Origin of the sequence: Shimia abyssi (assembly GCF_003014475.1) — a bacterium.
Lineage (GTDB): Bacteria > Pseudomonadota > Alphaproteobacteria > Rhodobacterales > Rhodobacteraceae > Shimia > Shimia abyssi.
On sequence record NZ_PYGJ01000001.1, the window covers coordinates 440,624 to 461,791 of the forward strand.

The window sequence follows — 21,168 nt, forward strand, 5'->3', positions numbered from 1 at the left end:
GGAGGAAACACGCGATGTACGCACAGATGATCAAGACCGCCAACTCCGGCGTCAAACCGCGTGAAGAAATGAGCGATCAGGAACGCGCCTTTCAGGACAAAATCGATGCGGACATCAAGATCGAGCCGCGTGATTGGATGCCAGACGATTACCGCCGGACCCTTATCCGCCAGATCGGTCAGCACGCTCATTCTGAGGTGGTTGGCCAACTGCCCGAAGGCAACTGGATCACTCGCGCGCCCACCCTTGAACGCAAAATGATCCTTCTGGCCAAGGTTCAGGACGAAGCGGGACATGGTCTTTACCTCTATTCCGCGGCCGAAACTCTCGGCGAAAGCCGGGATGAACTTGTACGTCTCCTGCACGAAGGGCGGATGAAATACTCCTCGATCTTCAACTACCCGACACTGAATTGGGCCGATATCGGTGCAGTTGGCTGGCTGGTCGATGGGGCGGCCATCGTCAACCAAGTTGCGCTTCAGCGCACCTCCTACGGGCCCTATTCGCGCGCCATGGTCCGCATCTGCAAGGAAGAGAGCTTCCATGCCCGCCAAGGTTATCACGCCATGATGAAAATGGCTTTCGGCAGCCCCGCGCAAAAGAAAATGGCCCAGGACGCGCTCAACCGCCTCTGGTTCCCTTCGATCATGATGTTTGGTCCAAGCGACAGCGAAAGCACACATTCCGAGCAATCGATGGCCTGGAAGATCAAGGTTAAATCCAATGACGAACTGCGCCAGCAGTATATCGACCAGACCGTGCCACAGATCGAATATCTCGGCCTCGACCTGCCCGATCCCGGGCTCAAATGGAATGCGGAACGCGGCCACTATGATTTTTCCGAACCCGACTGGTCCGAGTTGTTTGACGTGATCAAAGGCAACGGCCCCTGCAACACCGACCGTATGAACGCCCGTGTCAAAGCTTGGGATGACGGTCAATGGGTCCGTGATGGCCTGATGGCCCACGCCCGCAAGAAAGCCGCGCGCCAACACGCCGCCGAATAGCTCATCCGCTCCTAACATACGGAGAACATAAATGAAAAACGAATGGCCCCTCTGGGAAATTTTCATTCGCGGCCAACACGGCCTCGCGCACCGCCACGTCGGCTCCCTGCACGCGCCTGACGCTGAAATGGCCATCAAAAACGCCCGCGACGTCTATACGCGCCGCAATGAAGGCGTCTCTATCTGGGTGGTGGAGGCCCGCCACATCGCCGCCACGGCACCCGGTGACAAAGGCCCGCTGTTTGAGCCGTCCGAGTCCAAAGTCTACCGCCACCCAACCTTCTTCGACATTCCAGACGACGTGGGGCATATGTGATGACTGATCAGAACCACCTCCTGCAATTCCTGCTGCGTCAGGGCGACAATGCCCTGATCCTCAGCCATCGGGTCTCTGAATGGTGCGGCCACTCTCCCATACTGGAAGAGGACATCGCGCTTGCCAACACGGCGCTTGACCTTATCGGGCAGACACAAATGTGGCTCGGCTATGCCGCCGAAGTACAGGCTGAGGGCAAATCTGCCGACGATCTCGCGTTCTTGCGCGACGCTTGGGATTTCCGCAATATCCTCTTGGTCGAACTGCCCAACGGCGATTTTGGCCGCACTTTGCTGCGCCAGTTCCTGTTTGATGCCCATCAATCCGTGCTGATGGGCCGTCTGATCAAATCCTCCGACGACACTGTCGCCGCCATTGCCGCAAAGGCCAGCAAAGAAGTTGCCTATCACGTCGAACGCTCTGCCGACACAGTTGTCGGGCTTGGCGATGGCACAGCTGAAAGCCATGAACGCATGCAGGCGGCACTTGACTATCTCTGGCCGTATGTGGGCGAAATGTTCACCTCAGACGACACCGACACCGCCATGGCTATCGCAGGCATTGCCCCCGAACCATCAACCCTGCGCGACGAATTTCATGCCCTTGTAACCCGTGTCCTCACCGACGCAACGCTGACCATCCCCGGCGGCCGCTTCAGCCACAAAGGCGGGCGTACCGGGGAAATGCATACCGAACATCTCGGCCACCTTCTGGCCACCATGCAATGGCTGCAACGCGCCTATCCTGGGTGCGAGTGGTAACGACATGCTAAGGCCAAGCGTAGAACAGGTCTGGGATTGGCTCGCGACGATCCCAGACCCTGAAATCCCGGTGATTACGTTGGTCGATCTCGGCGTGATCCGCGATGTCGTCTTTCGCGGTGAAACCTGCGTTGTCTCGGTCACGCCCACCTATTCCGGTTGCCCGGCCATGTCGGTGATCAACATGGATATCGAAACCCGCCTGCGCGACGAAGGGCTCAGCAAAATAGAGCTGAAACAACAGCTTGCCCCAGCATGGACAACTGACTGGATGTCACCACGTGCCCGCATGGCCCTTGAAAAATACGGCATCGCACCACCGCAACCGGCAGGTGGCCCTGCGCGCTGTCCACGCTGCGCCGGTAATGACCTCGAAAAACTAAGCCAGTTCGGCTCGACCCCCTGCAAAGCGCAATGGCGCTGTCGATCCTGTCTGGAACCGTTTGAATATTTTAAGTGCATCTAACCGTTTGGGTCGACACCTTGGGTGTCAACCGCCCCAAGCCCGCCATGCACCCGGCCCGTCAAGACCCGAGGGAGGTACATCAATGGCCCGTTTTTACGACCTTACGGTCACAGATATCCGAAAGACAATCCGCGACGCGGTGGTTGTGACGCTGGCTCCCACCAACGGCACCCAGGCTGACTTTGACTTTACCCAAGGCCAATATCTCACCTTTCGCCGCGACTTTGATGGCGAGGAACTGCGACGTTCCTACTCAATTTGCGCAGGCAAAGGCGACGGAGTTTTGCAAGTTGGTATCAAACGTATCGACGGTGGCGCCTTTTCCACATGGGCGAATGAGGTGCTCAAAACTGGCGACACGGTTCAGGCCATGCCGCCAATGGGTACGTTTCATACGGCTCTCGACGCTGATCGGCAGAAATCCTACCTCGGATTTGCTGGTGGCTCTGGCATTACCCCGGTCTTGTCGATCCTCAAAACCACGCTGGCCGCAGAACCCCGTTCCACCTTCACTCTGATTTACGCCAATAAGGGCGTGAATACGATCATGTTCCGAGAGGAGCTTGAGGATCTCAAGAACACCTACATGGGTCGCTTCAATGTGATCCATGTGTTGGAAACCGACACACAGGAAATCGATCTCTTCACTGGCCTCGTAACCGAAGGGAAATGCGCGCAACTGTTTGACACCGGATGGATTGACATTGCCTCTGTCGACACCGCCTTTATCTGCGGGCCGGAACCGATGATGCTGGGCATCGCGCGCGCGCTGCGCAACGCGGGCCTCACCGATGCACAGATCAAATTCGAGCTTTTTGCGTCTTCTCAACCCGGTCGGGCTAAGCGTCCGGCCGCTGCCTCCAACGCCTCGACCGAAGGACATAAAACCACCGCTGCGATTACCCTTGATGGCGCCACACAAACCATCGATCTTTCCCGCGATGTCTCAATCCTCGATGCCGCACTTCAGGCCAGTCTTGACGCTCCATTCGCCTGCAAGGCCGGGGTATGCTCCACCTGCCGCTGCAAAGTCACCTCTGGCGAAGTAGAGATGATCGCAAACCACGCGCTCGAGGATTACGAGGTCGAAAAGGGCTACGTTCTCTCATGCCAATCATATGCCCTGACCGACACTGTCACCGTCGATTACGACCAATAAGGAATTCCCCCGATGACCCAAGAAGAGCTCAGCATCGACAGCTATCTCGCACAGGGCGGGGTGCTGACTAATCCCACAAACGTACCCCCGCGTTACCGCGCCGAATTGATGAAGATCATGGCCACTTTTGTCGACAGTTCGCTGGCAGGTGCTGCTGGCTTTGCCGACATTATCAACTCGGGTCCAGGCATCAAACAACGCATCGCTGCCGCCAAGATCGTGCTTGAGAAAACCGACAATGCGCAACGCGTATTGAACATCATGGGTGAGTTTGGCGCCAATACAGATCGCTACGCCACCAACCACCCGTGGACGGCGCGCCTGCCTCGCGAAGCCGACATTGGCACTGCCCGTTCACAACATGACATGCGCCTTTCTGTCCTGAACTATCCCCTGAATGGATGGGCCGATGCGGTGATCATGAACCTTTTGATGGGCTACGCGGTATCTGTTCAACTCACCGAACTATCGGCCGTGTCCTATCAACCCCTTGCCGAAGCCTTTCGCATCATCACCCCTATCGAAACCCGCCACGCCGAACTGGCTGAAGAAGGCGTCAGCCACCTCTTGCAAACCGACGCGCGCAACGAATTGCAAGACTCCGTTGCCTATTGGTGGCCTCGGGTGATGACCAGCTTTGGCGACATGCAGTCCCAAAAATTTGAAACCCTGCGCACCATGGGTCTACGCAATACCGATAACGCTGAACTCGCCACGCAATGGCAAATCGCCGCTCAGACTGCACTGGAAGCCCACGGATTGCGCCCACCAGACTGACGTCTCACCCCCCCTACTCGGGATCAAAGGGGTCCACTGGGATCCGTTGCTCCTGGTGTGGGTCCGCCGCTGGAAGGCACATTTTGCACATTAAGCGCCGCGCCCGCCCCGATCCCGAAATCCAACTCCTGCGTTGTCAGGTCAAGCCCAACGCTGAAATCCGCGTAAAAATCCTCGTCAAGATAAGCCGCTCCGACATTGGGGCGCCAGGATTTTGCGAGAAACTTGTAATCTAGCCCCAGCGCCAAGGCGCCCTGTTCGGGTCGGTCATCTGAAAACACTCGAACGCCAAACGCTACATCACCGCCAAAGATATAGGTGAGCCCCACACCAAATGCCGGGTCTGCCTTGGCCCCCGATGACAATCCCAAAGCAAAACATGTCGCATACACTAAATTCTGTTTCATCATGAGACCACCTCAAACCACAAACCAAAAACCATGTCAGAAAAAATCACATCTTCGACTAGGGTGCTACATTCAGGCACCCTCTCAGAAAACAATACTTTTCTGCGGCTCACAACCCGCGCAACCCTTTCAGCGACAGATCAGCCACCAACTTGGCATAATCCTCTCGCGCCTGCGTACCCGCGCCTGACTGCCACATGTAATACCAGTTAAGCATCCCGAAAACCGACATCACCGCCGCGCGCAACTTGGCCTTGTCTGCCTCAAACACTTCAGGTGCCGCACCGTTCAGAACGTCGCCCAGAAACACAACCATATCGCGCTGATAACCACGCAGCACGGTTTGCTGGTCTATAGGCAGCATCGCGACCCCGTTAATCTGCACCCGGTGTTCATCATCCGCTCCCTGATAGGCCATGAGGATTTCGCGGATCACACAATGCACGCGCGCCTCGGCGTCCAACCCGGTCAGGTCAATGCCGCAAACCCGGTCCCGCAGCGCACTCAGATAGGTCTCAAGGATGTCATACAGAATAGCATCCTTGCTGTCGTAATAGTGGTAGATATTAGCCTTCGAAATCCCACATTCCCGCGCCAGCATCGACATCGACGCGCGGTCAAACCCTTCATGGGCAAAAACCCGCGCCGCCGCCGTCAGAATGCGGTCACGTTTCTGATCGTGGTCTTTCGCTATGGTTCGGGCCACATCTCACTCCTTGCCGCGATTATCGACAACGCGCCGGGCCTTGCCTTGACTGCGCTCAACCTCGCCGGGTTCTCCTACAATGATCTCTGTCGAAACACCAACCATGTCCTTGATCCGCTTGGTAAGCATCCGCGCTGCCGCTGTCTTGGACAGATTGTCAGCAGCGTCCGGCATGGCCTCTACATGCACCCGCATCGCATCCATCCGACCAGATTTGAAAAGCTCGATCTGGTAATACGGGGCCAGCCCGCCTGTCGCCAGAACCTGTTCTTCGATCTGACTCGGGAATACGTTCACACCGCGCAGAATAATCATGTCATCACTGCGCCCGGTGATCTTCTCCATACGTCGCATCGACCGCGCGGTACCCGGCATCAGCCGCGTCAGATCTCGGGTGCGGTAGCGGATCATCGGCAACCCTTCCTTGGTCAGTGTCGTGAAAACCAGCTCACCCATCTCACCATCGGGCAACACGTCGCCCGTGACCGGATCAATGATTTCAGGCAGGAAATGGTCCTCCCAGATGACCGGCCCGTCCTTGGTCTCCACACATTCATTGGCCACACCGGGCCCCATGATCTCGCTCAGCCCGTAGATATCGACCGCATGCATGTCAAAAGCGTCTTCAACTTCCTTACGCATCGCATCGGTCCAGGGCTCGGCTCCAAATACGCCCACCTTTATTGAACTCTCTCTCGGATCAAGCCCAACCTTATGATACTGTTCCAGAATATTGAGCATGTAAGACGGTGTGACCATAATCCCATCGGGTTTGAAATCAGTGATCAGCCCAACCTGTTTCTCGGTCTGGCCTCCACTCATCGGGATCACCGTCGCACCCAGCCGCTCAACTCCGTAATGGGCGCCCAAGCCACCGGTAAACAGCCCATAACCATAGGCAACATGCACCATGTCCCCTTTGCGCAACCCACTGGCCCGCAAAGACCGCGCCACCAGATCCGCCCAGTTTTCTATGTCACGCGCCGTGTAGCCTACCACCGTCGCCTTGCCCGTGGTGCCAGACGAGGCATGTATCCGCATAATCTCTTCACGCGGCACCGCAAACAGGCCAAATGGGTAATTGTCGCGCAAGTCGTTTTTGTAAGTGAATGGGAATTTCGCCAGATCGCTCAGGCTTTGCAAATCATCCGGATGCACCCCAGCCGCATCAAACCGCGCCCGGTACATCGCCACATTGTCATAGGCGTGACGTACCGACCACTTCAGCCGCTCCAACTGAAGCGCGCGGATCTCGTCGATCGAGGCAATCTCGATCGGGTCCAGCTCTGCACGGTTCGGGCTCAATTCCTCCATGGGGTCCTCCTGTTGGTCGCCAGGTGCAACCTATTCTTCAAACAAATGTCCCGTTATGGCGCGCGAGGCACCGCGAAATTCCGCGACAATGGCACCGTCCTGATTGCTGACCCGTACGTCATAAATACCGCTGCGCCCGGTCAGGCTGATCTCTTGCGCAACCGCTGTCAGCACATCACCTTCGCGCGCTGGCGCGACATAGCTGATTGAGTTGTGCTGGGCGACCGTCGCCTGGTTGCGACTGTTACATGCAAAGGCAAAGGCGCTGTCAGCCAAGGAAAACGTCAAACCACCATGGCCGATGCCGTGCCCATTGCAGAACTCGGGGCGCACCACCATTTGCAGCACCGCGCGACCCTCGGCCATCTCAATGATTTCCATACCCAGAAACCGGCTCGCCCGGTCTTCGGCCCACATGGCTGCCGCCGCTTTTTTGGCACGCTCTTCTGGCGTCAAAGCTTCGCTCATGGGCCCTCCCCGCGCATGATCCCTGACTCAGTTCTTGCATAAACCGAACGGTTGGTCAATAAATAGCACAACGCAAGTGACGTCTTTGGGAGGAGACATGCCAGACCAAGCAAAATCGCCCACCAAAGGGTCGGATATCCTCACGCTCACTTCTCCGCCACCGAGCTTTCATGATAATCCATATCCGACCTACGCGCGTCTGCTTTCTGAGGCGCCGTTGTGCCAACAGCCGGACGGCTCAATGATCGTGTCACGCTATGCAGATCTGGACGCGATCTACCGCGACACCACAACGTTCATCTCGGACAAAAAGGCTGTATTCGCACCAAAATTCGGCGCAAATTCAGCGCTTTACGAACACCACACCAACTCTCTTGTGTTCAATGATCCGCCCCTGCATTCCCGCGTGCGATCGGTTATGGTGGGCGCCATGAATCCACGTGCGCTGGCACAGCTGGAACCCGGCCTGATAGCCCTTGTCGACACGCTTCTCGACAGCCTTTCCGACCAACAGAACCCTGATCTGATCGAGGCATTTGCCGGTGCAATACCAATCGAAATTATCGGCAACCTGCTGGGCATTCCGCACGCAGATCGCGCCCCTTTGCGCGACTGGTCACTCGCTATTCTTGGTGCGCTGGAACCAGCTCTCTCGACTCAGCAACTGGCTCGCGGCAATGCCGCTGTGACCGAGTTCGAAGCCCTCTTGCGCGTCATCATCGCCCACCGTACAGCACACCCCGGCGACCCGGAAACAGATGTGCTCACCCGGTTGATACAATCCGAAGGAGAAGCGCTTTCAGAAATCGAGTTGATCCAAAACTGTATCTTTATTCTGAACGCTGGTCACGAGACTACCACCAACCTCATAGGAAACGCTCTCGCGCTGCTCGACAACGACCGCCACGCACGCGCCCAGTTGATCGCCAACCCTGACCTTATCACCACCGCGGTCGACGAATTCCTGCGACTGGAAAGCCCAAATCAATTTGGCAATCGCCTGACCACGCGCGACATTACCCTGCACGATCATAACATTCCCGCTGGTACCGACCTGCATTTATGCATCGGTGCCGCCAACCGCGACCCGCGCCAGTTCGATGCGCCCGACACCATCAAACTGGACCGACGCCCAAACAAGCACCTCGCCTTTGCCGGTGGTCAACATACCTGCGTTGGCCTGACACTGGCCCGAATGGAAGGGCGCATCGCAATTGATCGTTTCTTGAAACGTTACCCGCATTACATCCTCACACCGGGCGCGACGCGTGGCGGCCGCATCCGTTTTCGCGGCTATGCAAGCCTGCCCGCCAGCCTGATCTAAAGGACACGCCATGACCATTGCTGACATCTCTTCCTTTGCCGCCGGACAGTGGATCACGCCCGGTACTGGCGCGCGCGCCATTGCATCCGCCATCACCGGAGCGCCCATCGCGCGTGCAGGTAACGACGCACTCGACGTTCAGGCCATGCTCGATCATGCCAGAACCACTGGTGGCCCAGCCTTGCGCAAAATGACATTCCACGATCGCGCACGCCTGCTCAAAGCGCTCGCCTTGCATCTGCGAGAGCACCGTCAGGCGCTCTATGACCTGTCATTTGACACCGGCGCAACCCAGTCCGATCACCTGATCGACATCGACGGCGGTATTGGCACTATGCTGGTGTTCGCCTCCAAGGGGCGTAAGGAAATGCCCGACGCACAAGTCTTTCTGGACGGAGATATCGAACAGCTGTCGCGCAACGGCACCTTCCTCGGAGCGCATATCTGCACACCGCTGCAAGGCGTCGCCGTCCACATCAACGCCTTCAATTTCCCGGTCTGGGGTATGCTGGAAAAACTGGCCCCGACGCTGCTCGCCGGCGTCCCGGCCATTGTGAAGCCTGCCACTGCAACATGCTACGTGACCGAAGCCTGCGTGCGCCTAATGCTCGAATCCGGCCTCTTGCCGCCTGGTGCTCTACAACTGGTATCCGGCGGCTTGGGCGACATGCTAGACCACCTCACATGCCAGGACGCGGTCGCTTTCACGGGCTCAGCTGACACCGGCCTCAAACTGCGCTCAAATCCGCAGATCCTTGCCAATTCTGTGCGTTTCACCTCCGAGGCCGACAGCCTCAATGCATCCATCCTCGGCCACGACGCCACTCCCGGCACAGCTGAGTTTGACCTCTTCGTCAAAGAAGCAGCACGGGAAATGACAACCAAGGCAGGCCAGAAATGCACCGCCATCCGCCGCATTATCGCACCCGAAACCGCGATTGATGCACTGATCAGCGCCCTCTCCTCACGCCTTGCCAAAACCGTGATCGGAGATCCGCGCGACACAGCCACCCGCATGGGCGCGCTCGTCTCCGAAGCGCAAAAACACGATGTCCTCGCCAAAGCCGCGCTAATCGCCACCGAGGCCGAGCGCGTCACCCCCGACGCCGTGCTGCCTGACACCGGCGCCTTTGTCTCGCCCATGCTGTTCCATTGCACCACTCCTGACACCGCCCAGCACGTCCACACCACCGAGGCTTTCGGCCCTGTCTCCACCATCCTCCCATATCGCGACACGGATCACGCCATCGAATTGGCCAATCGCGGTGGCGGCTCGTTGGTTGCCTCTGTCATCACCCGCGACCCTGAGACCGCCCGCGCCATCGCACTTGGCGCCGGTGCGTTCCACGGGCGGCTATATTTCAACAACCGCGTTTCAATGGCGGAAAGCACCGGCCACGGTTCCCCATTGCCACACCTCACCCATGGTGGTCCGGGCCGCGCTGGCGGAGGCGAAGAAATGGGCGGCATTCGCGGCGTCAAACATTATATGCAACGCACATCCATCCAAGGTAGCCCGGACATCCTGACCGCAATTGGCGAAAAATGGGTGCCGGGTGCGCGCGAAATCACCTCCGCGGATCACCCGTTCACACGCCGCTTTGGCGACCTCGTAATAGGGGAAACCCTGCACACGGCGCCGCGCGAAATCACTCTCGCGGACATTGAACATTTTGCTCATTTCACCGGGGACACGTTTTACGCCCACATGGATGAGGCCGCCGCCAAACGAAACCCATTCTTCCCCGGTCAGGTCGCCCATGGCTACTTGCTCCTCTCATTCGCCGCCGGTCTTTTTGTTGAGCCAAACGAGGGGCCGGTCCTCGCCAATACGGGCCTTGATAGCTTGCGCTTTATGAAACCGGTCGAGGCAGGTGACAGCATCGAAGTGCGCCTGACAGTCAAGAAAAAGACCAAGCGCAATGACGAATATGGTGAAGTGCGCTGGCACGTGACCCTGAGCAACCAATCGAGCGAACTTGTCGCCGAATACGAGCTTCTGACGATGAATGCCTATTAATCAGGCAGAGCAGAAAACAAGAAAAAATCGCCGCATGGACGGCGGCGATTTGCCAAGCCAACCACAACATCTTGACGAAACCCGCCTCTCTCCCTCAAAATAGTCCGCGACAGAGTTATCCACAGGCGGTCCACAAAAACATACAAGTTGCCTCTTCCGGATAGCCTGTACTAAGACGACCCACACGGGGACATCATGCATCGGAATCGGCTTTCGCAGGGGCGCGAAAACCGCCTAATACCATGCACCCCGGCACAGGCGAGCAAGGGGCAGACATGAACGAGATTTCCAGCATTAATCAATCCGGCCTTCCCGCTGAAACCGAAGCTGCACAATCTGACCCCATGCCCCACTCGATCGAAGCCGAGCAGCAGCTGCTTGGCGCGATCCTGACCAATAACGACATTTTTGACCGCGTCGCCTCAATTATCACGGCTGAACATTTCTATGATCCGGTGCACGCCCGCATCTATGAAATTGCCGCCGCCCGCATCGCCAAAAACAACCTTGCCTCACCCGTAACGCTCAAGGCGTTTCTTGAGGATGATGACGGGCTCAAGGAACTCGGCGGCCCTGCCTATCTTGCGCGTCTTGCCGGTGCCGCGATTTCGGCCTTTGCTGCGCGGGACTATGCGCAGATGATCTATGACATGGCGATACGCCGCGAACTGATTGGCCTTGGCAACAATATCTCGACCAAGGCGCAAAAGGCCGACGTCGAACTGGAACCCAAGGAACAGATCGTCGAGGCCGAACAGGCGCTCTACAAACTGTCCGAACAGGGCCAGACTGAACGCGGTTTTGTCTCGTTTCTTAAGGCCGTGACTGGTGCCGTAAACACCGCCAACGCCGCTTATCAGCGCGAAGGTGGGCTTGCGGGCATCTCTACCGGCCTGATTGACATGGACAAGAAACTTGGCGGTCTGCACCCATCCGACCTTTTGATCCTCGCCGGTCGCCCATCGATGGGCAAAACCTCGCTGGCGACCAACATCGCCTTTAACGTCGCCAAGGCCTACAAGCGCGGCACCCGCCCAGACGGCACCGAAGGCGCTATCGAAGGCGGTGTTGTCGGCTTCTACTCGCTGGAGATGAGCGCCGAACAGCTTGCCGCGCGTATTCTGTCCGAGGCCGCCGAGGTGCCCTCCGAACAGATTCGCCGTGGTGACATGACCGAGACCGAGTTCCGCCGCTTTGTTGATGCCGCCAAGGCGCTCGAAGCCTGCCCACTCTATATCGACGACACGCCCGCCCTGCCCATCGCCCAGCTGGCCGCCCGTGCGCGCCGCCTCAAGCGGACCCACGGGCTTGACCTGTTGATCATCGACTATCTCCAGCTTTGCCGCGGCACCGCCGAAAACCGGGTACAGGAGATTGGCGAGATTTCCATGGGCATGAAGGCTATTGCCAAGGAGCTCAACATCCCAGTTGTCGCTCTGTCTCAGCTGTCGCGAACTGTCGAAAGTCGCGATGACAAACGCCCCCAGCTTTCGGACCTTCGTGAATCCGGGTCGATCGAACAGGATGCTGACGTGGTGATGTTTGTGTTCCGTGAAGAATACTATGTCGAACGTGAAAAACCTTCTGACGAGCGCCTCGAAGAAATCGCGGCGTGGCAGGAACGCATGGAGCGCCTGCACGGCAAAGCCGAAGTCATCGTCGGCAAACAGCGCCACGGCCCTATCGGCACAGTTGAACTTTCCTTTGAAGGCCAGTTCACCCGCTTTGGCAACCTTGTGAAACCCTGGCAACAAGACGGCGACGGCGGCGAATTCTAAGCTGCCTTATTCGCCGCAAAAGCCTGCGGCTTCGATCCCAAGGCGAACAAGCTGGCGGCCAATATTTCCATTTTCGAACGATTTGTGTTACACCGCTGGCCATACAAAAAGACTGACATTTTTCTGATTACGATTACAGCACCGCCGAGGTGCGCCGTTAACCTGTACCCCTATCGAGCGGTTTTCAAACCCAAAGGGGAACTAAAATGATTGATTGGGAAGTTAAGGCCGAAGAACTGGCCAATTGTAACTGCAACTATGGCTGCCCGTGCCAATTTGGCGTTCTGCCAACCGATGGCACCTGCGAGGCTGCTGTGATCTACGATATTGAAAGTGGCCACTATGGCGACACACGGCTCGACGGGCTACGTGTCGGTGCGCTTTATAAGTGGCCAGGGGCCATCCACGAGGGCAACGGCGAAATGGTCCTCATTGTGGACGACAGCGCATCTGATGCGCAGGTCGCCGCCATTGAGGCGATCATGACCGGGCAGGATACTGTCGAAATGGGCACAATGTGGTTTGTCTTCTCGGCCATGTCGCCGACCAAACACGCCACATTGCGCGCACCCATCACCGCATCGCTGGACAGGGATGCGCGTCAGGGGTCCGCCACCGTTGGCGATTTCTTTGAAATATCGGCCAAACCGATCCCCAATATTGTCACCGGCGATCCGCACCGTATTGGTATCAACTTGCCGCACGGGTTCGAATTCCGTCATGCCGAAATGGCCAGCGGGCGCACCAAAACCGGCAACGGTGCACTGTCTCTGACCAAGAACAGCGACACGCACGCGCATTTTGCAGCGTTGCACCTGACCGGCCAGGGCGTCGCTGCCTGACAATGGCTGACGTAGAACGCCCCGGCGCAGCGGAACGTCTGCTGCGCCGACAAGGCTGGGTGGTGACCGCCGCCCTCATTGCGATAACCTCGCTTGCCGCACTTTACACGGTGTTGGGCATTGGCATGTCTATGACCTCGATCGAGATGACAGCCATGGCCCGCCCAGTTGGCCAGCCCATGCTGATGGGTGCCGGGCCTGTCTGGACGCCCACCTATGCGCTGCTTGTGTTTCTCATGTGGGCGGTGATGATGGTCGCCATGATGACCCCCAGCGCTGCCCCAGCTGTCCTGCTCTTTGGCGCCCTCAAACGCCAAGGCCCCGCGCGCGACCAAGCCAACACCGCCACACTCTGCTTCCTCTCTGGCTATCTCGCGATCTGGGGCGTGTTTTCAATCGTTGCAACCATCCTGCAATGGGGACTCAGCCACTACGGCCTCATGGCCAACGCGATGATGACACTCGCCTCACCACAGCTCGCCGCCGCGCTTATCGCGGCCGCCGGCCTCTATCAACTCACACCGGCCAAGACGGCCTGCTTACGCCACTGCCAATCACCAGCCAAGTTTCTGACAACGCACCAAAAGCCCGGCTTGTGGGGCGCATTCAGAATGGGTGTTCTGCACGGCGCCTACTGCACGGGGTGTTGCTGGGCGCTGATGGCGCTTTTGTTCGTAGGCGGCATCATGAACCTTTACTGGATTGTTGGCTTGGCGGTTTACGTAGCGGTAGAAAAGCTCGCGCCCCGCCACTGGCCAGTTTCACAAGTGACTGGCTTGGGTCTCATCGTATTAGCGCTCTGGCTGATCAATTGACCCTGCACCGCCGCGCGGCATAAACTCTTTAAACCAATTGGTTTCAGGAAATTTGCCGAATGTCCCCCGAAGAACGCCTCATCGACGTCGAGACACGTCTCGTGGCACAAGAGCATCGCCTTTTCACCATCTTGCAGAACTTCTTTGTGGAACGCCCGAAATGGCCAACCGGTGATCCGCGTCGCGACGCCGCTGCCAAGGCCCTCATCTGGAGCTTGTTCTTTTCTCCCGGAACTGTCGCGGTCGCCGGAAGTTTGATCGGCTTGGCAACACTCGCTGTTTTGGTGTGGCAAAACACGCTGATCGTTGAGCAAAACACTTATTTCCGCGAGCAAATTTCTCAACAGCAACGCCAGATTCAGGATCAAAACCGCGTATCTTTACAAAACGATCGATCCCGCGCCATCGAAGTTATCTATGGCCCAAACTTTACAAAAAATCCCCGCGTCAAAGCCGAAGCCGTGCGCACTCTTGTTGTCATTGAACGAAGCTTGATTGCCAACGAAGAAAACGTGTTTGAAAGCAATTATGTCAATCTGCACGACGCGAACCTCGCGGAAATTCACATCGAAAACTTCGATCTGCGCAATGTCAGCTTCCGTAACGCCAATCTACGGCAAGCCGTGCTTGCCGGGATCGATATGACCGGCTCAGCCTTCCGTTTTGCCAAACTGGAACAGGCCAATTTCTACAATTCCGACCTTTCAAATACTTTCTGGGACAGCGCCAATCTCACGACGGCTGATTTTCAGAACGCGGACCTGAACGGCGCCAACATGGTGCGCGCCGACTTGCGGTTTGCCAATTTCGATGGCGTCCAGAACTGGCGAACCATTGCGATCACAGATGCCAAAATCTACGGGATGCAAAATGCGCCCGACGGATTTCAGGAGTGGGCAGAGCAAAACGGCGCCGATCCGCGATCCGGACAATAGCCTTTCCCCTTGACCTCTGCCCCCCATCCGACAACAAACACCGCATGGCTACTGCGACCCTGACAATTGACCTCGATGCGCTGATCTCTAACTGGCGCACTCTGAATGACCACTCTGCGAGCGAGACCGCCGCCGTGGTCAAGGCCGACGGCTATGGCCTTGGCGCCGACCGTGTGGCACGCGCCTTGATGCGCGCTGGCGTGCGACGTTTCTTTGTGGCTGTGGCCGAGGAGGGCGCAGCGCTGCGAAATGCCATTGGTGAGGACGCTGAGATCAACGTCTTTTCCGGCCACATGGCGGGCGATACCGACATGATCGGCGATCTTGGCCTCACACCGATGCTCAACTCGATGGACCAGATCGTACGCCATGTCGAAGCATTGCCGGGCCATCCTTTTGGGGTTCAGCTTGATACCGGCATGAACCGCCTCGGGCTTGAGGCCACCGAATGGGAGGCCGTGCGCGATCTTCTTCTGTCGCAAAACCCGACACTGGTCATGTCGCACCTTGCTTGCGCCGACGATCCGAGCCACCCGATGAACGGCCAACAGCTCACCGCCTTTCGCGCGATGACCGACGGCATCGCAGCGCCTCGCTCGCTTGCGGCCACGGGGGGCATTCTGTTGGGGCCAGACTACCATTTTGACCTCACCCGCCCCGGCGTTGGCCTTTACGGTGGCTTCCCGTTTACGGATGCTGCCCCTGTCGCGAACCTGTCGATCCCCGTGATTCAGATACGCGACGTCGCTGAGGGCGAAACCGTTGGTTATTCCAACACATGGACCGCCGCCCGCCACAGCCGGATCGCCACTATCTCAGCGGGCTATGCCGACGGGCTTATTCGCGCCATGGGTCACGACGTATCGGCCTTTTCCGGAACCGAAAGCGCGCCGGTAATTGGTCGAATTTCGATGGACCTTATTGGCATCGACATCACCGACCTTTCCGAAGAACCAAACTCTGTCGAGCTTCTCAACGCCACCCAAACCGTCGACACGCTTGCAGACGCGGCTGGCACGATCGGCTATGAAATCCTCACCTCTCTGGGGCACCGCTATGCGCGGCGCTATAAGGGCGCCTGATGGTTATCACACGCGGCCTTGCCGCCGTCGGTCGCAGCTCGCTTGCCACGCTGTCCAGCATTGGTGAAGTGGCGTTATTTCTGTTCTCGACCTTGTCCCATATGGTCCGCCCACCGTTTTATGGGCGTGAATTTGCCATGGCGCTGTTCAACATCGGCTGGCTCTCACTGCCCGTCGTAGGCATGACCGCGATATTCACCGGCGGCGCACTGGCGCTTCAAATCTATGACGGCTCCTCGCGGTTTTCTGCCGAAGCCGTAGTGCCCCAGATCGTTGCTATCGGCATGGTGCGTGAACTTGGCCCCGTGCTTGTCGGACTGATGGTCGCCGCCCGCGTGACCTCTTCCATCGCCGCCGAAATCGCCACGATGAAAGTGACCGAGCAGATCGACGCGCTAGTCACCCTTTCGACCAACCCGATGAAATACCTCACCGCACCCCGCGTGCTGGCCGCCATAATAGTGGTGCCGGTTCTGGTGGGGATCGGGGATATCATCGGAATCTATGGCGGCTTTCTGGTGGCCACGGGTCAGCTCGGCTTTAACCCGGCCACTTACGTGCGCAACACCGCCGATTTCCTTCAGGCCGCCGACATCATCTCGTCCCTGATCAAAGGTTCCGTCTTTGGCGGCATCGCGGCTCTCATGGGCTGTTACTTTGGTATGAACTCGGGCCGCGGCGCCCAAGGGGTGGGCCGCGCCACCAAAGGCTCGGTCCAGGCCGCCGCCGTACTGATCCTCGCGGCAAATTTCCTGCTCACATCGCTGTTTTTTGGCTCATGATCACATTTGACAACGTCCATAAATCCTTTGGCCCGAAACGGGTGCTGCGCGGCGTCAACCTCGAGATCGCCAAAGGCACCTCTATGGTAATCATCGGCGGCTCGGGCACCGGAAAATCGGTGACACTCAAATCGGTGCTGGGCCTGATCACACCGGACAACGGCACCATCCTTGTCGATGGCAAAGACGCCACCAAAGGCGATCGCGACGCGTTCCTTGCCCGCTTTGGCATGTTGTTTCAGGGTGGTGCACTGTTTGACAGCCTCACGGTCTGGCAAAACGTGGCCTTTCGCCTGCTACGCGGTGCGCTCAAACGCCCAAAGGCCGAAGCCCGCGAGATCGCCATCGAAAAATTGCGCCGCGTCGGCCTCACCCCCGATGTGGCCGACCTGTTCCCCTCCGAACTCTCCGGCGGGATGCAAAAACGCGTCAGCCTCGCCCGCGCCATCGCCGCCGAGCCAGAGATCATCTTCTTTGACGAACCCACCACGGGCCTTGATCCGATCATGTCCGGTGTCATCAACGACCTGATCCGCGAAATCGTCGTCGAAATGGGCGCCACCGCCATGACCATCACCCACGACATGACCTCCGTGCGCGCCATCGCCGACAATGTAGCGATGCTGCATGACGGCGTCATCCAATGGACCGGCCCAGTGGGCCAAATGGACAGCTCTGGCGACCCCTATCTGGCACAGTTCATCTCCGGCAGCGCCGAAGGACCGATCGAGGCGGTTCGCTAGCCAACCGTTCCCGCCCAGAACAAAGGCGTGCAAAGCACGCCGTCGGGCATCGCCCCCTCGCTGGCCTTTCCGCCCCCCACCCGCTACTCAGGGGCGACCCAATCACGGACGCCGCCCCATGCCGATCGAGCTCACCTCTCTCTCCGACCTCGCTGCCCTGCCATATGACGATATCATCGACGTCCGCTCGCCCGCCGAATACGCCACCGACCACATCCCGACCGCCCTTTCCCTGCCCGCGCTCTTTAACGAGGAACGCGCGCGGGTGGGCACGATCTACGTTCAGGACGATCCATTCGCGGCCCGCAAAATCGGTGCGGCGCTAGTCTCTCGCAATGTCGCCGCACATCTCGAAGGCCCACTCGCAGACAAACCCGGCGGCTGGCGGCCACTGGTCTATTGCTGGCGCGGTGGCCAGCGGTCAGGCTCCGTCGCCATTATCCTCAAACAGATCGGCTGGCGCGCCGACACCATCACTGGCGGCTACCAGTCCTACCGCCGCCTCGTCGCCCGCGCGCTTTATGACGATCCCATGCCCTGCCCCGTGATCCTAATCGACGGCGGTACAGGCACTGCCAAAACCCGCTTGCTCGATCACCTCGCATCCCAAGGCGCACAGACCCTCGACCTCGAAGCCATGGCCGAACATCGCGGCTCGCTCTTTGGTCCCATGTCGTTGAACCAGCCCGCTCAAAAGGCGTTTGAATCCCGCCTCGCCATGTCCATGGCCACGCTGAACCCGGCAAAACCCGTTTATGTCGAGGCCGAAAGCTCCAAGATCGGACGGATCATCATTCCACCTACGCTTTGGCAAGCCATGCGCACCGCGCCCACACACCGCCTGAACGCACCGCTTTCAGCGCGGGCAGAGCACCTGCTCACCGCCTATCCCGACATGATCGAAAATCGCGACAAGCTGGACGCCACCCTGTCCCAGCTCACCCGTTATCACGGTCATGAACAAATCAACGCATGGCGCGACCTGTCGGCAACTGGTGCCTTTTCCACGCTGGCACAGCAGCTTATCCAAACCCATTACGACCCGCGTTATGCCCGCATTTCGCGCGCATCCGTCCTGCACAACCACGACCTGCCCGACCTCAGCGACAGAACCCTCTCCGCCGCCGCCGCCCAGATTATCAACTCAAAATAACCGCCGGCGCGCCTTCGACCAGATGCCCAATCACAGCCGCGTCATGCCCCTGCGCGCGCAGCGCAGCAACCAGCGTCTCCGCCTCTTTCGCCGCCACCGCCGCCAGCAAGCCACCCGCGGTCTGCGGATCATGCAACAACGCGCCCCGCGCCCCACTGTCGCCAAACACCGGAGCCGCGTCCAGATTGTCCTGCCACACGGTCGAGCGTACACCCGCCGCAGCCAATTCCAGCGCACCTGCGTAAACCGGCACCGCCTCCAGATCCAGCTCCGCAACTACACCCGAAGCCCTGCATATCGCCCAAAGGTGCCCCGCCAGACCAAAACCGGTCACATCGGTCATCGCATGGGCATTTTGCAAAATATCCGCAACATCGCCCTGTGGACGCGCCATCTCTTGCAGCAATGCCCGCACATCAGCGCCGCGTGCCTTGCCCTGCATCTCTGCGGCCAGCACCGTGCCAGCCCCAATCGGGCGGCTCAGCACCAGCGCGTCCCCGGCCCGCGCGCCCGCATTGGTGATCGCTTCCCCCTCGACAAGCCCCGTCACCGTCAGCCCAAGCACCAGCTCGCTGCCCATTGTGGTATGTCCGCCGACAATCTCGGCCCCAACGCCGCTTAAAACCGCACCGGCCTCATGCATGATTTCGGCCAAGGTGCGCGCCTGCAAGGTCGCCGACATGCGCGGCAACGTCACAGACATCAACGCCGCCTGTGGCTTGGCTCCCATCGACCACACATCCCCCAGCGCATGCACGGTCGCAATGCGCGCCATCAGGCCAAAATCTTCGGTAAAACCGCGTAAATGGTCGGTGGTAATGACTTGCCGCGCTGTACCCACCTGCAACACCGCAGCGTCATCCCCCGGCCCGGTCAGCACATCCGCTCGCCCGATCCACGGCGCGGCCTTCAATGCATTGCTCAACGCGCCTGGCCCTACCTTGGACCCGCACCCGCCACACAAAACCTGCGCCGTTTCGGCACCCAGCGCCATATCCCTTGGTGCAGGCGGCGGCGCCATGGCTGGCAAGTCGCGGAACTGGTTCATGAATTTCTGATCAATCTGATCTTTCCAGCGCCAAAGCAGCGGTCCCGCCAGCGACTTGCCCCATTTTTCGGCCAAGGCCACTTTGCCGCCCAGTGAAATCAGCTTGAGATAATCCTGTTGCGGTCGGAACGGACGCACCGGCGCGCCCATCAACACCGCGCGCAGGTTCTCGGCCAAAACAGGGGCCGAACGCACTGCAAACACCCCCGCCTTGGGACGCGGTGTCTCGCCCATATGCGCGCAATCCCCGCTCGCAAACAGGTCTTCATGCCCCAGCACCTGAAGGCATTCGTTCACGCGCACAAAACCATCCTCGGTCATCGGCAAATCACATTCTGCTAACCATCCATGGGCAAACGCCCCCGCCGCACCAACGGTAAAATGGCTCTCGACAGATTGGCCATCGCCCAAGTGCACCGCCTCAGCCGAGATCCGTTTCACCCGCGTGTTGGTCAGCGCCGTCACACCCCAGCGTTTCATCGCACTGCGTAAATGCCGTTCCGCGGCCTTGGTGCGCGCCGTAATCTCTGGACCGGCTTCAATCACAGTGACCCGCGGCTCCACACCGCGCTTCTTGAGCGCAAAAGCCATGGCCAAAGCCAGCTCGCTCCCCGCGACCCCGCCACCGATCACCGCCACCTTGGGAGCCGCCGCCCCACTTGCCGCCTGCTCAAGGAATGTTGCCCAGCGCGACGCGTAGATATCAAGCGGCTTGGCACCGATGGCATGTGCCGAAAACCCGTCGATACCGGGCATTTCGGCGTGGATACCAATGTCAATCGCCGCAACGTCATACCCGATCTCGCCCCGCCCCTTTACCGTGATGGTTTTGGCTTTGGGATCAATCGCCTGCGCCGGTGCCATGATCAATCGCGCCCCGGCAAAACGCGCCAGTTTGACAAGATCAATATCCAGTTCGTCGCGCGTATAGTGCCCTGCAATATGCCCCGGCAACATACCGGAATAGGGTGCAGTGGGGCCGGGATTGATCAGCGTCAGGCGCACGCCGGGCAGCGGGTTCATGCCCCATTTGCGCAGCACCAGCGCATGGCTATGCCCGCCCCCGATCATCACCAGATCTCGGGTCAGTTGCACGGGCGGGGGTGTCATCATTGCTCGGGGCCTTTTTGTTACGCCCCCACAGCGTTAGCCGATTTGCCCGCCCCTGACCACGCGGCGGGTCCGCTCAGACACAAAGTTTTGAATGTGTTCGTCTCACAGCGGCGTCGGGTTAAGGTCAGGACCTGCGCAATGGGTATTTTTGA

General features: G+C 58.8%; 21 protein-coding genes. 16 read left to right on the forward strand and 5 right to left on the reverse strand.

The window, feature by feature from the left end:
* Window positions 1-14 precede the first annotated feature (14 nt).
* The 6 genes from paaA (at window position 15) to CLV88_RS02165 (ending at window position 4,486) form a co-directional block, all read left to right on the forward strand.
* Window positions 15-1,007: a 1,2-phenylacetyl-CoA epoxidase subunit PaaA gene (paaA, locus tag CLV88_RS02140; protein WP_106606711.1), complete on the forward strand. Its 993-nt coding sequence runs from the start codon at window positions 15-17 to the stop codon at window positions 1,005-1,007.
* A 31-nt stretch (window positions 1,008-1,038) separates the two neighbouring features.
* Window positions 1,039-1,323 (forward strand): 1,2-phenylacetyl-CoA epoxidase subunit PaaB, encoded by a 285-nt coding sequence (gene paaB / locus CLV88_RS02145; protein ID WP_106606712.1) that lies wholly within the window; start codon window positions 1,039-1,041, stop codon window positions 1,321-1,323.
* A complete protein-coding gene (gene paaC / locus CLV88_RS02150) occupies window positions 1,323-2,084 on the forward strand; it encodes a 1,2-phenylacetyl-CoA epoxidase subunit PaaC (protein WP_106606713.1) in 762 nt (253 codons plus the stop codon). Before paaB ends, paaC begins: the two co-directional genes overlap by 1 nt.
* 4 nt (window positions 2,085-2,088) lie before the next feature.
* Complete coding sequence (gene paaD, locus CLV88_RS02155; RefSeq protein WP_106606714.1) at window positions 2,089-2,550, forward strand: 1,2-phenylacetyl-CoA epoxidase subunit PaaD; 462 nt, start codon at window positions 2,089-2,091, stop codon at window positions 2,548-2,550.
* An 82-nt stretch (window positions 2,551-2,632) separates the two neighbouring features.
* Complete coding sequence (locus tag CLV88_RS02160) at window positions 2,633-3,709, forward strand: 2Fe-2S iron-sulfur cluster-binding protein (RefSeq protein ID WP_106606715.1); 1,077 nt, start codon at window positions 2,633-2,635, stop codon at window positions 3,707-3,709.
* A 12-nt stretch (window positions 3,710-3,721) separates the two neighbouring features.
* A complete protein-coding gene (locus CLV88_RS02165; RefSeq protein WP_106606716.1) occupies window positions 3,722-4,486 on the forward strand; it encodes a Phenylacetic acid catabolic protein in 765 nt (254 codons plus the stop codon).
* Window positions 4,487-4,509: 23 nt separating this feature from the next.
* Here the strand turns inward: CLV88_RS02165 and CLV88_RS02170 are convergent, their stop codons facing one another.
* From CLV88_RS02170 to paaI, 4 genes are all read right to left on the reverse strand, one after another.
* Entirely contained in the window at window positions 4,510-4,893 is a 384-nt protein-coding gene (locus tag CLV88_RS02170) for a hypothetical protein (RefSeq protein WP_133169902.1), read from the reverse strand.
* 109 nt (window positions 4,894-5,002) lie between these two features.
* On the reverse strand, window positions 5,003-5,599 hold the full coding sequence (locus CLV88_RS02175; RefSeq protein ID WP_106606718.1) for a TetR/AcrR family transcriptional regulator: 597 nt from the start codon (window positions 5,597-5,599) through the stop codon (window positions 5,003-5,005).
* Between the two features lie 3 nt (window positions 5,600-5,602).
* A complete protein-coding gene (gene paaK / locus CLV88_RS02180) occupies window positions 5,603-6,913 on the reverse strand; it encodes a phenylacetate--CoA ligase PaaK (RefSeq protein WP_106606719.1) in 1,311 nt (436 codons plus the stop codon).
* A 30-nt stretch (window positions 6,914-6,943) separates the two neighbouring features.
* The gene (gene paaI / locus CLV88_RS02185) at window positions 6,944-7,369 is read right to left on the reverse strand and encodes a hydroxyphenylacetyl-CoA thioesterase PaaI (protein ID WP_106607059.1); all 426 of its coding nucleotides are present in this window, start codon (window positions 7,367-7,369) and stop codon (window positions 6,944-6,946) included.
* A 109-nt stretch (window positions 7,370-7,478) separates the two neighbouring features.
* Between paaI and CLV88_RS02190 the strand changes: the two genes are divergently transcribed.
* From CLV88_RS02190 to mnmH, 10 genes are all read left to right on the forward strand, one after another.
* The gene (locus CLV88_RS02190) at window positions 7,479-8,705 is read left to right on the forward strand and encodes a cytochrome P450 (RefSeq protein ID WP_106606720.1); all 1,227 of its coding nucleotides are present in this window, start codon (window positions 7,479-7,481) and stop codon (window positions 8,703-8,705) included.
* Between the two features lie 10 nt (window positions 8,706-8,715).
* Window positions 8,716-10,725: a phenylacetic acid degradation bifunctional protein PaaZ gene (gene paaZ / locus CLV88_RS02195; RefSeq protein WP_106606721.1), complete on the forward strand. Its 2,010-nt coding sequence runs from the start codon at window positions 8,716-8,718 to the stop codon at window positions 10,723-10,725.
* 275 nt (window positions 10,726-11,000) lie between these two features.
* Window positions 11,001-12,503, forward strand: coding sequence for a replicative DNA helicase (locus tag CLV88_RS02200; RefSeq protein WP_106607060.1), 1,503 nt, complete (start codon window positions 11,001-11,003; stop codon window positions 12,501-12,503).
* A gap of 206 nt (window positions 12,504-12,709) precedes the next feature.
* Window positions 12,710-13,345 carry a DUF1326 domain-containing protein gene (locus tag CLV88_RS02205; RefSeq protein WP_106606722.1) on the forward strand — a complete coding sequence of 212 codons (636 nt, stop codon included), beginning with the start codon at window positions 12,710-12,712 and terminating at the stop codon, window positions 13,343-13,345.
* 2 nt (window positions 13,346-13,347) lie between these two features.
* Window positions 13,348-14,160 (forward strand): DUF2182 domain-containing protein, encoded by an 813-nt coding sequence (locus CLV88_RS02210; RefSeq protein ID WP_106606723.1) that lies wholly within the window; start codon window positions 13,348-13,350, stop codon window positions 14,158-14,160.
* 59 nt (window positions 14,161-14,219) lie between these two features.
* Complete coding sequence (locus CLV88_RS02215) at window positions 14,220-15,095, forward strand: pentapeptide repeat-containing protein (RefSeq protein WP_106606724.1); 876 nt, start codon at window positions 14,220-14,222, stop codon at window positions 15,093-15,095.
* 44 nt (window positions 15,096-15,139) lie between these two features.
* Window positions 15,140-16,177 (forward strand): alanine racemase, encoded by a 1,038-nt coding sequence (gene alr, locus CLV88_RS02220; RefSeq protein ID WP_106606725.1) that lies wholly within the window; start codon window positions 15,140-15,142, stop codon window positions 16,175-16,177.
* Window positions 16,177-16,959, forward strand: coding sequence for an MlaE family ABC transporter permease (locus CLV88_RS02225; protein ID WP_106606726.1), 783 nt, complete (start codon window positions 16,177-16,179; stop codon window positions 16,957-16,959). Before alr ends, CLV88_RS02225 begins: the two co-directional genes overlap by 1 nt.
* Window positions 16,956-17,702, forward strand: a complete 747-nt coding sequence (locus tag CLV88_RS02230; protein WP_106606727.1) for an ABC transporter ATP-binding protein — start codon at window positions 16,956-16,958, stop codon at window positions 17,700-17,702. The genes CLV88_RS02225 and CLV88_RS02230 overlap by 4 nt, the downstream gene beginning before the upstream one ends.
* A gap of 118 nt (window positions 17,703-17,820) precedes the next feature.
* Window positions 17,821-18,855: a tRNA 2-selenouridine(34) synthase MnmH gene (mnmH, locus tag CLV88_RS02235; protein ID WP_106606728.1), complete on the forward strand. Its 1,035-nt coding sequence runs from the start codon at window positions 17,821-17,823 to the stop codon at window positions 18,853-18,855.
* On the opposite strand, the gene selD is transcribed toward mnmH, so the two are convergent.
* A complete protein-coding gene (gene selD, locus CLV88_RS02240; protein WP_341477139.1) occupies window positions 18,842-21,016 on the reverse strand; it encodes a selenide, water dikinase SelD in 2,175 nt (724 codons plus the stop codon). The genes mnmH and selD overlap by 14 nt on opposite strands.
* Between the last annotated feature and the right edge of the window lie 152 nt (window positions 21,017-21,168).

Coding starts and splice junctions, on each gene's coding strand:
- paaC (WP_106606713.1), top strand. CDS start 1,323: ATGACTGATCAGAACCACCTCCTGCAATTCCTGCTGCGTCAGGGCGAC.
- CLV88_RS02230 (WP_106606727.1), top strand. CDS start 16,956: ATGATCACATTTGACAACGTCCATAAATCCTTTGGCCCGAAACGGGTG.
- CLV88_RS02165 (WP_106606716.1), top strand. CDS start 3,722: ATGACCCAAGAAGAGCTCAGCATCGACAGCTATCTCGCACAGGGCGGG.
- CLV88_RS02210 (WP_106606723.1), top strand. CDS start 13,348: ATGGCTGACGTAGAACGCCCCGGCGCAGCGGAACGTCTGCTGCGCCGA.
- selD (WP_341477139.1), bottom strand. CDS start 21,016: ATGATGACACCCCCGCCCGTGCAACTGACCCGAGATCTGGTGATGATC.
- paaB (WP_106606712.1), top strand. CDS start 1,039: ATGAAAAACGAATGGCCCCTCTGGGAAATTTTCATTCGCGGCCAACAC.
- CLV88_RS02160 (WP_106606715.1), top strand. CDS start 2,633: ATGGCCCGTTTTTACGACCTTACGGTCACAGATATCCGAAAGACAATC.
- CLV88_RS02205 (WP_106606722.1), top strand. CDS start 12,710: ATGATTGATTGGGAAGTTAAGGCCGAAGAACTGGCCAATTGTAACTGC.
- mnmH (WP_106606728.1), top strand. CDS start 17,821: ATGCCGATCGAGCTCACCTCTCTCTCCGACCTCGCTGCCCTGCCATAT.
- CLV88_RS02215 (WP_106606724.1), top strand. CDS start 14,220: ATGTCCCCCGAAGAACGCCTCATCGACGTCGAGACACGTCTCGTGGCA.
- paaZ (WP_106606721.1), top strand. CDS start 8,716: ATGACCATTGCTGACATCTCTTCCTTTGCCGCCGGACAGTGGATCACG.
- paaD (WP_106606714.1), top strand. CDS start 2,089: ATGCTAAGGCCAAGCGTAGAACAGGTCTGGGATTGGCTCGCGACGATC.
- CLV88_RS02190 (WP_106606720.1), top strand. CDS start 7,479: ATGCCAGACCAAGCAAAATCGCCCACCAAAGGGTCGGATATCCTCACG.
- paaA (WP_106606711.1), top strand. CDS start 15: ATGTACGCACAGATGATCAAGACCGCCAACTCCGGCGTCAAACCGCGT.
- CLV88_RS02200 (WP_106607060.1), top strand. CDS start 11,001: ATGAACGAGATTTCCAGCATTAATCAATCCGGCCTTCCCGCTGAAACC.
- paaK (WP_106606719.1), bottom strand. CDS start 6,913: ATGGAGGAATTGAGCCCGAACCGTGCAGAGCTGGACCCGATCGAGATT.
- CLV88_RS02170 (WP_133169902.1), bottom strand. CDS start 4,893: ATGAAACAGAATTTAGTGTATGCGACATGTTTTGCTTTGGGATTGTCA.
- CLV88_RS02225 (WP_106606726.1), top strand. CDS start 16,177: ATGGTTATCACACGCGGCCTTGCCGCCGTCGGTCGCAGCTCGCTTGCC.
- alr (WP_106606725.1), top strand. CDS start 15,140: ATGGCTACTGCGACCCTGACAATTGACCTCGATGCGCTGATCTCTAAC.